Annotated in this window: 7 protein-coding genes; 5 read left to right on the top strand and 2 right to left on the bottom strand. The window is 64.9% G+C overall.

The window, feature by feature from the left end; all coding sequences use genetic code 11:
• Together VH499_RS14170 and VH499_RS14165 are read right to left on the bottom strand one after the other, a co-directional pair.
• A partial coding sequence (locus tag VH499_RS14170; protein WP_332053390.1) for a methyl-accepting chemotaxis protein occupies nt 1-1,589 on the bottom strand: 1,589 nt, incomplete at its 3' end.
• A 292-nt stretch (nt 1,590-1,881) separates the two neighbouring features.
• Nucleotides 1,882-2,607, bottom strand: a complete 726-nt coding sequence (locus VH499_RS14165; RefSeq protein WP_332053389.1) for a transporter substrate-binding domain-containing protein — start codon at nt 2,605-2,607, stop codon at nt 1,882-1,884.
• 40 nt (nt 2,608-2,647) lie between these two features.
• Here VH499_RS14165 and VH499_RS14160 point away from each other — a divergent pair, with 40 nt between their 5' ends.
• The 5 genes from VH499_RS14160 to VH499_RS14140 form a co-directional block, all read left to right on the top strand.
• Nucleotides 2,648-4,183, top strand: coding sequence for a carboxylesterase/lipase family protein (locus VH499_RS14160; RefSeq protein ID WP_332053388.1), 1,536 nt, complete (start codon nt 2,648-2,650; stop codon nt 4,181-4,183).
• The gene (locus VH499_RS14155; protein ID WP_332053387.1) at nt 4,180-5,283 is read left to right on the top strand and encodes an enolase C-terminal domain-like protein; all 1,104 of its coding nucleotides are present in this window, start codon (nt 4,180-4,182) and stop codon (nt 5,281-5,283) included. Before VH499_RS14160 ends, VH499_RS14155 begins: the two co-directional genes overlap by 4 nt.
• Nucleotides 5,284-5,355: 72 nt before the next feature.
• A complete protein-coding gene (locus VH499_RS14150) occupies nt 5,356-6,369 on the top strand; it encodes an ABC transporter substrate-binding protein (RefSeq protein ID WP_332053386.1) in 1,014 nt (337 codons plus the stop codon).
• Nucleotides 6,339-8,075: an iron ABC transporter permease gene (locus tag VH499_RS14145; RefSeq protein WP_332053385.1), complete on the top strand. Its 1,737-nt coding sequence runs from the start codon at nt 6,339-6,341 to the stop codon at nt 8,073-8,075. The genes VH499_RS14150 and VH499_RS14145 overlap by 31 nt, the downstream gene beginning before the upstream one ends.
• 4 nt (nt 8,076-8,079) lie before the next feature.
• Nucleotides 8,080-9,097: ABC transporter ATP-binding protein (locus VH499_RS14140; RefSeq protein ID WP_332053384.1), on the top strand; the 1,018-nt coding region annotated here is incomplete at its 3' end.

Below are 9,097 nucleotides of genomic sequence, written 5' to 3'. Positions count from 1 at the left end.
GCGACCCCGGGAACGACCGCCTGACCGCCGAGCCTGCCTTCGGTGCCGACCTCGCGGGCCACCCGCGTCACCTCACCCGCAAATCCGTTCAGCTGGTCGACCATCGTATTGATGGTTTCCTTCAGCTGCAGGATCTCGCCGCTGACGTTGACCGTGATCTTTTTCGACAAGTCGCCGCGCGCCACGGCGGTGGCGACCTCGGCGATGTTGCGCACTTGGCCGGTCAGGTTGCTGGCCATGGAGTTGACGCTGTCGGTCAGGTCCTTCCAGGTGCCGGCGACGCCGCGCACGTGCGCCTGTCCGCCCAGGCGTCCCTCGGTGCCGACCTCGCGGGCGACGCGCGTCACTTCGCTGGCAAAGGCGTTGAGCTGATCGACCATGGTGTTGATGGTCTCTTTCAGCTGCAGGATCTCGCCGGACACGTTGACGGTGATCTTCTTTGACAAGTCGCCACCGGCAATGGCGGTCGCCACCTCGGCGATGTTGCGCACCTGGCCTGTCAGGTTGCCGGCCATCGAGTTGACGCTGTCGGTCAGGTCCTTCCAGATGCCCGCGACCCCCGGGACCTGCGCCTGGCCGCCGAGCTTGCCCTCGGTGCCGACCTCGCGCGCGACGCGGGTCACCTCGCCGGCGAAGCCGTTCAGCTGGTCGACCATCGTGTTGATGGTTTCCTTCAATTGCAGGATCTCGCCCGAGACGTTCACGGTGATCTTCTTGGAAAGATCGCCGCGCGCCACCGCAGTGGTCACTTCGGCTATGTTGCGCACCTGGTCGGTGAGGTTGCCGCCCATGGCGTTGACCGAGTCGGTGAGGTCCTTCCACGTGCCGGCGACGCCCGGCACGATCGCCTGACCGCCGAGCTTGCCTTCGGTGCCGACCTCGCGCGCCACGCGGGTCACCTCGGAGGCAAACGAGCGCAGCTGATCGACCATCGTATTGATGGCCTCCTTGAGCTGCAGGATCTCGCCGCGCACGTCGACCGTGATCTTGCGCGAAAGGTCGCCGTCCGCCACGGCGATGGTGACGTCGGAGATATTGCGCACCTGGGCGGTCAGGTTGTTGGCCATCGAGTTGACGCTCTCCGTAAGCTCGCGCCAAACACCGGTCACCTCGCGCACCTGGGCCTGACCGCCGAGCTTGCCTTCGGTGCCGACCTCGCGCGCCACGCGCGTCACCTCCGAGGTGAACACCGAAAGCTGCTTGATCATCGTATTGACAATGTTGGCCGAGCGCAGGAACTCGCCCTTGAGAGGGCGGCCATCGACGTCGAGGCGCACCGTTTGCAGCAGATCGCCCTGCGCCACCGCCGAGATCACGCGCGTCACTTCCGTGGTCGGCCAGACCAGGTCGTTGATCAGGCCGTTGACCGAATTCTCCATCTCTCCCCAGGCCGCGGTCGAGATGCCGAACTTGACCCGTTGCCGCGTGCGGCCCTGCTCGCCCACCGCCTTGCCGATGCGCTCGAGCTGCTGCGCCATGTTCTGGTTGGCGGCGACGATCTCATTGAACAGGACATGGATGCGGCCCAAGGCACCGGCATGCGTGCCGGGCAGCCGGACCGAGAAGTCGCCTGCCCGCATTGCCTCCATGGCATGCAGCAGGTCGAAGAGTTCGTCGGCTTCCGTGCCGTTTCGGGGGGACGCCGGCGAAAGAATCTTGCGTGCGCGATTGGTTACGGACGAACCAGCGTCGACAGCCATGGCGCAGCCCCTCGGTCGGCATTGGTGAAGGGGCTTACACCTCAGAAACGAGGATCAGTCGCAAAATGCGCGTTCTCCCCGCTCACAAATCCCCCCAACACGCGCGAATAAACGCTGGTGTCGTGGAAAGGTTGCGCAAGAACGGTGCACAGATGTGGTCGGAGAGCGCGGCAGCGCGCGTTCAGGCGGGGGGAGCGACCGAGAGGCCCTTGACCTTGTGTTTTTCGATCAACCGCGCCACCAGGCCTGATCGTTTGGCTTCCTCCACGAACTCGGCCAGGAACTTTGCGCCGGCCTGGTTGGACCGTGGCGTGCCAACGGCCTGCTGCACGGCACTGAACTTGCCGTCAAGGATGCTGGCGCCTGGCAACCTTCCGATGTCCTTCAGGAGCCCAGGCCGCAGGCCCGCTAGCACGTCGAGCCTGTCGTCGACGAACTTGTTGAAGGCAGCGTCCAGCCCGGCCACCTGGACCAGGGTCGCGTTTCTGATGTTGTTCTCGAGCCAGAGCCCGTAGGCCGAGCGGGCCGAGACGGCGATGCGCACGCCTTTTCGATCGACCTCGGCGATGGCTTTGATCGGCGAGCCAGCCGGAACCATGTAGGTCGCCTCGATCTCGCAATAGGCCGCCGTGAAGGCGATCGTCGCCGCGCGCTGCGGCTCGGCGCCGATATTGCCGATGTCCCAGACATTGTTACCGGCCTGGTCGGCGAGTTCGCCGGGAGTCTTGAAGGACACGTACTTCACCGGCACGCCGAGCCGGTCGGCGATGGCGCTCGCCATGTCGGGTGATACGCCTTCAGGATCGCCGTTGGCACTTCGACCGGTCACGAGCAGGAAGTTCGAGAGATTGATACCGGCACGCAGAACGCCGGTTGGCGCCAGTTCGGCTTTTGCTTTGTCGCTCATAGGCCAAGCTTATACTGAACGATCGGAGGGAGGAATGCACATGGCGGGCGGCTGCGTCGTCGAGACCGCGAGCGGGCGTGTGTGCGGCACCGTCGATCGGGGCATCTGTACATTCAAGGGTATTCCCTATGCCGCGCCGCCGATCGGGCCGCTGCGCTGGAAGCCGCCCCAGAAGCCTGCGCCATGGAGCGGCCTTCGCGAGGCGACATCGTACGGCAACAGGTCGATCCAGGCGGAGAACGTGTTCGATCTGCCAACCGATCTGTTACGGCTCTTGACCCTCGGCGGTCGCGAGAAGATCAGCGAGGACTGCCTCTATCTCAATGTCTGGACGGCGGGCCTCGATGGTCAAAAGCGTCCGGTATTGTGCTGGTGCCACGGCGGCGCTTTCATCACCGGCTCGGGGTCGTCACCGTGGAGCGATGGCGCCAATCTCTGTCGCCTGGACGACGTCGTGGTGGTTTCGATCAACCATCGCCTCGGCGCACTCGGCTATCTCCACCTCGAGGAGATTGCGGGTGCAACGTTCAGCGGCGCAGGCACTGCCGGCATGCAGGACATCGTCGCCGCTCTCGAATGGGTACGCGACAACATCGCCGCTTTCGGCGGCGATCCCGAAAACGTGACGATCTTCGGCGAATCGGGCGGTGGGGCGAAGGTGAGCGTGCTGATGGCCCTGCCGTCGGCCAAGGGCCTGTTCCACAAAGCCGTCATCCAAAGTGGACCGGCTGTCCAGATGGCCAATCGCGAGGACGGTACTAGGACCTCGCGCCAGGTGCTGGCCGAGCTCGGTCTTGATGCGACATCGGCCGGCAAACTGCGCGAGGTGCCGGCATCCAAAATCCTCGAGGCGCAGAACGCCGTTCAAGTGGCGATTGGCCGTGCGTCCTTCGCCGATCGGCGGCGGCTGGGATTCAACCCTGTGATCGACGGCCACGTCTTTCCCGGCGGACCGTTCGCCCCCGCAGCGCCGGCGTCGTCGGCGCATGTGCCGCTGATGATCGGCACCAACAAGGACGAGATGACGTTGTTCCTGGGCCATCTGCCGTGGGTGACCGAAGCGACGTTCGACAGTCTTGTCGAGGCGATGACGCCGTATCTCGGCAAGCGCGCCGCCGATGTGATCGCGGCCTATCGCCGGGCGCAGCCCGCGATGAGGGCCGATGAAATCGCCGTTGCAATCGTGGGCGATCTCGGTGTGCGTAGCCTTTCCCTCACCATCGCCGAGCGTAAGCTCGCGCAGAAGGCGGCCGGCGTGTTCGTCTATCTCTTCGCCTGGGAGACGCCTGTCCTGAATGGACGACTTCGCTCCTGCCACACGCTCGAGATTCCGTTCGTGTTCAACAACCTCGACCGGGCACCGCTCACCGGCGACGATCCGGAACGCCTGGCGCTGGGTGACCGCATGGCGCGGGCGTGGACCGCCTTCGCCAGGACGGGTCGGCCGGGACATCGCGGCTTGCCCGAGTGGCCCGCCTATTCGGCGGCCATGCGGCCGACCATGATCTTCGATAACGAGTGCCGTCTCGAGCACGATCCGTACGGCGTCGAGAGGAAGATCTGGGAGGCTGCATGAAGATCACCGATGTCTCGCTCACGCTCTTTTCCTGGGAAGACATACCCGCGACGCAGTACGGCCGGATCGCCCGCTTCTCGGGATCGAGCGCGCTCGGGCTACTGTCCCTCAGGACCGACGACGGCGTCGAAGGTCATGCCTTCCTCGGCTCGGCCTCCAATTCGGCGACCACCGACGCCCAGGGGCTGATCACCCATCTGAAGCCGATTTTGATGGACCGGGACCCGATCATGCGCGAGGCGATCGTGACCGAGCTCTGGCGCCGCCAACGAAGCGCAGGGGTGCGCTGCATCGGCGCGGTCGACGTCGCCTTGTGGGATCTCGTCGGCAAGGCGATGGGCCAGCCGATCCATCGCCTGCTCGGCACCTACCGCGAGTCGGTGCCCGCCTACGCGAGCTCTGCCGTCCTCCCTGCGCCCGAGGCCTATGCCGAGGAGGCACTCAAGCACAAGGAGCATGGCTGGGCGGCCTACAAGATCCATCCGCCGACCGAGTGGCGGACCGACATCAAGGTCTGCGAGGCGGTGCGCCGGTCGGTCGGCGACTACACCATCATGCTCGATTCGACCTGGGCCTACGACTATCCGGCGGCGCTGCGCGTCGGCCACGCCGCCGAGGATCTCGATTTCTTCTGGTACGAGGATCCGCTGCACGAGCAGGACATCTACAACTACGTGAAACTCAAGCAGCAGCTTTCGATTCCGATCCTCGCCACGGAGTATCCGATCACCGGCCTCGAATCCTACCAGCCCTGGATCATGCAGCAGGCCACCGACTTCCTGCGCGGCGATGTGGCGGTGAAAGGCGGCATCACGACGCTGGTGAAGACCGCCCACCTTGCGGAGGCCTTCCGCATGAACTTCGAGGTCCATCACGGCGGCAATTCGCTCAACAATCTTGCCAACCTCCACGTGATCGCCTCGATCCGCAACACCACGTTCTTCGAGGTGCTGTTGCCCGACGCTGCCCAGAAATACGGACTGGAGAAGGACATCGTGGTTGGCCGCGACGGCATGGTGCACGTGCCGCACGAGCCGGGGCTAGGAGCTGCCATCGACTTCAAGCTGATCGAGCGCAAGAAGATCGCCGTGCTGTCGTGAAGACTGCTACATGGACGTTCACGGCGGGACGGGTCAATATCCCTTCAAGGAACAATACTTGGGGGAGGGAGCATGAAGAAGGCCGTTGGCGCGCTGGCTGCCGTGGCCGGCTTGCTGGGTTGGCTCGGCGTTGCACAGGCTGCCGAGCCGCTGAACGTCTACTCGATCTGGCCTGAGAATTATGCCCGGCCAATGTTCGAGGAATTCGAAAAGGCCAGCGGCATCAAGGTCAATTTCCTGCGTTTCTCGTCGGGCGAAGCGCTCGCCCGCGTGATCGCCGAGAAGGGCAATCCGCGCATCGACGTGCTGTTCGGCGGGCCGGTGGAGACCTTCGCCGCCGGCATCAAGGAAGGCATCTTCGAGCCCTACAAGTCGCCTTCCTTCGACCGGCTGCCGGCGCGCTTCAAGCACGCTGATGGACAATGGACGGCGATCGCCGACGATCCGCTGGTGTTCATGACCAACACGGCCTTTCTCAAGGCGCACAATCTGCAGCCGCCGACCTCGTGGGACGATCTTTTGAACCCTGCCTACAAGAACATGCTGCAGATGGCCGACGCCCGGACCTCGGGCACGGCGGTGACGCGCATTTTCTCGGTGCTGGAGGTCAACAAGCGCGACGAGGACAAGGCTTTCGCCTATCTCAAGAAGCTGCGCCAGAACGTGCAGGTCTACACCAAGAGCGGCGGCGGCGGCACGCTGCCGGTCGGCCTCGGCCAGGCGGGCGGCGGTATCTTCTTCATCGTCGACGCGCTCGAGACGCGCGAGAAGGGCTACGACGTCACGATCAGCTTTCCCAAGGAGGGCATCGGCTCCGCCGCCGAGGCGATCGCGCTGATCAAGGGCGCCAAACATCCGGCCGAAGCGAAAAAGCTGATCGACTTCGCGACCAGTGCGGCGATGCAGTCGAAGCTTTCCCAGCACAAGATCGGCTTCGTGCCGGCAACTCCAGACGTGAAGACCGATCCGGCCGTCGCCGCGGTGCTGAAGGGTGCCAACATCATCCCAATCGACGACGCCTATGCCGGCGCGAACCGCAAGCGGATCGTTGACAAATGGGTGAAGGAGGTCCTGCCGGCGCAATAGGCTTGACGGGCTCGCGTTTCCTGGCGCCATGGCGCGGGATCATCGGCGATCCCGCGTTGCTCGTTGCCGTCGCCGTGCTATGGGCGCTGCTGGCCCTCTTCGTGGTGTTCCCGCTCGCGGAGCTGATCCAGCGGGCCTTCGTGGACCAGGGACACGTGACGCTGGCGCCGGTGGCGGCTGTGCTGTCGGACGAGAACCATCGCGCCTCGTTCTTCAACAGCCTGTTCCTCGCGGCGTCGGTCGGTGTGCTCGGCACTGCGCTGGGGTTCCAGTTCGCGCTCACTGCCGTCCGCGGCGGGCTCGGACGCTATTGGCTCACCTGCCTCGACGCCGCGGCGTTACTGCCCCTCGTGTCGCCGCCCTTCACGACCTCGATCTCGATCATCTTCTCGTTCGGGCCGAGGGGTTTCATCAGTCACGACCTGCTCGGCCTCGCCAACGTCTCGCCCTACGGCTACTGGAGCACCGCCCTCGCCGAGACGCTGACCTACTTCCCGATCGCCTACCTCACCTTGCGACCGATCCTGGCGGCGATCGATCCCAACCTCGAGGAAATGGCCTCGAGCCTTGGCAGCTCCCGCTGGCGGACGTTCCGCACCGTCACTCTGCCGCTGGCCGTGCCGGGCTTCGCCAACGCCTTCCTGCTGTTGTTCGCGGCGTCACTGGCCGATTTCGCGACGCCGCTGATCCTCGCCGGCAACTCCTTGCCGGTACTGCCGACGCAGGCCTACCTGCAGATCACCGGCATGTTCGATTTCAAGGGCGGCGCGGCCCTGTCGCTGGTGTTGCTGGTGCCGGCCGCCGCGGTGTTCCTGCTGCAACGCTACTGGGTCGGCCGGCGCGTCTATGTGACCGTGACCGGCAAGGTCGGCCAGCGCTCGCGAAGCCGCACCCTCGCGCCCTGGGCGGCGCACCTTCTGGCCATTGGCTGCCTGCTGTTCTCGGCACTCATCGTCTATTTCTATGCATTGCTGCTTTGGGCCTCGCTGGTGAAGGCCTTCGGCGCCAACAACAGCTTCACCCTCAGCCACTATCGCGTCATTTTCACTGAAGGGCTGCCAGCCATCCGCGACACTCTGATCATCGCGGCGATCGGCATGCCGCTTGGCGGCCTGTACGGTGTGCTGGTCGGCTATCTGATCGCCCGACGACGTTTCCCCGGACAACGGGCGATGGAACTGGTCGCGATGATCAACTATGCGCTGCCGGGTACCATCGTTGGGATCGGCTATTTGATCGCCTTCAACGATCCGCCTTTGGCGTTGACCGGCGGCGTGCTGATCATCATCGCCTGCTACATATTCCGCTACAGCCCGACCGGCATCCGCGCCACCGTCGCTCTGCTGCAGCAGATTGATCGCAGCATCGAGGAAGCCTCCTCGAGCCTCGGTGCCGGCAGCGGCGAGACCTTCCGTCGCGTGACCCTGCCGCTGATCGCACCGGCTTTCTTCGCCGGCCTCGGCGTGGTCTTCATCCGCTCGATGACGGCAATCAGCGCTACGATCTTCCTGGTATCGATCTCCTGGACCCTCATTACCGTGCGCATTCTCGAGAACATGACGGAGCTCTCGCTGGGACCGGCCGCTGCCTTCTCGGTCTTCGTGATCGTGGCCGTGTTCGTCGTCGTGGCCGTCCTCAGCGCCGTCCTGGCCAGGCTCAGGACGCCCGCGGCCGGGGCCGCCGCCCGCAGTTTTCTCGGAGGGTAGGCGCGTGGCCGCCAACGGCATTCGTCTCGAGCGCGTGTCGAAGCGCTTCGACCACACCGTGAAGGGCGAAGTCTATGCCGTGCGAGACGTGTCGCTTGGTGTGGAACAGGGCGAGCTGGTGACGCTGCTCGGTCCCTCGGGCTGCGGCAAGTCGACGACCCTGCGCATGATCGCGGGCTTCGAGCCGCCCGACGGCGGCACGATCCTGATCGAAGGCGAGGACGTCACCCATGTCCTGCCCAACCGGCGCGGCATCGGCTTCGTATTCCAGAACTACGCGCTGTTCCCGCACCTGTCGGTGTTCGACAACGTGGCATATGCGCTGCGTGTCGAGCGGCGCAACGAGAGAAGCATCAAGACCCTGGTGGAGGAGATGCTGGCGGCGGTCGGCCTCGCCGGCTACGGTCGCCAACATCCGCATCAGCTTTCCGGCGGCGAGCAGCAGCGGGTGGCGTTGGCCCGCGCCGTGGTTTTCCAGCCCAAGGTGCTGCTGTTCGACGAACCGCTCAGCAATCTCGACGCCAAGCTACGGCTCGAGATGCGCGAGCAGATCCGCTCGCTGCAGAAGCGGGTGGGCATCACCGCGGTCTATGTGACGCACGACCAGGAGGAGGCGATGGCGATCTCCGACCGCATCGCCGTCATGGAACGGGGGGTCATCCTTCAAATCGGCACCGCTCACGACCTCTACTATCGCCCGGCCACCGAGTTCGTCGCCCGCTTCATCGGCCGGGCGAACCTCTTGGCCGGCCGCGTCCTTTCGGCGGGCGAGGTCGAGGTCCAGGGCGTGCGTATCGCTCTTTCGACGGGCCGGCCGATAGGCGCAGCGGTCCGGCTCGTGATCCGGCCCGAGATGGTCGGCATTGTGCCGGCGGATTCCGGCCCGCGGGTCGGCCAGGTCGAGCAACGCACTTTTCTCGGCGAGAAGACCGATTACATGGTGTCGCTGGGGGATGCCATGCTGCAGGTCTCCACGATTGACCACTATCGCAGGCCGCTGATCAATGTCGGCCAGTCGGTCG

Origin of the sequence: Reyranella sp. (assembly GCF_036558665.1) — a bacterium.
In the GTDB taxonomy this organism is placed as follows: Bacteria; Pseudomonadota; Alphaproteobacteria; order Reyranellales; family Reyranellaceae; genus Reyranella.
Note: the sequence above shows the minus strand (reverse complement) of the source record. Positions and strands in the feature narration are given on the sequence as shown.

Coding starts and splice junctions, on each gene's coding strand:
- VH499_RS14160 (WP_332053388.1), top strand. CDS start 2,648: ATGGCGGGCGGCTGCGTCGTCGAGACCGCGAGCGGGCGTGTGTGCGGC.
- VH499_RS14150 (WP_332053386.1), top strand. CDS start 5,356: ATGAAGAAGGCCGTTGGCGCGCTGGCTGCCGTGGCCGGCTTGCTGGGT.
- VH499_RS14155 (WP_332053387.1), top strand. CDS start 4,180: ATGAAGATCACCGATGTCTCGCTCACGCTCTTTTCCTGGGAAGACATA.
- VH499_RS14165 (WP_332053389.1), bottom strand. CDS start 2,607: ATGAGCGACAAAGCAAAAGCCGAACTGGCGCCAACCGGCGTTCTGCGT.
- VH499_RS14145 (WP_332053385.1), top strand. CDS start 6,339: ATGGGTGAAGGAGGTCCTGCCGGCGCAATAGGCTTGACGGGCTCGCGT.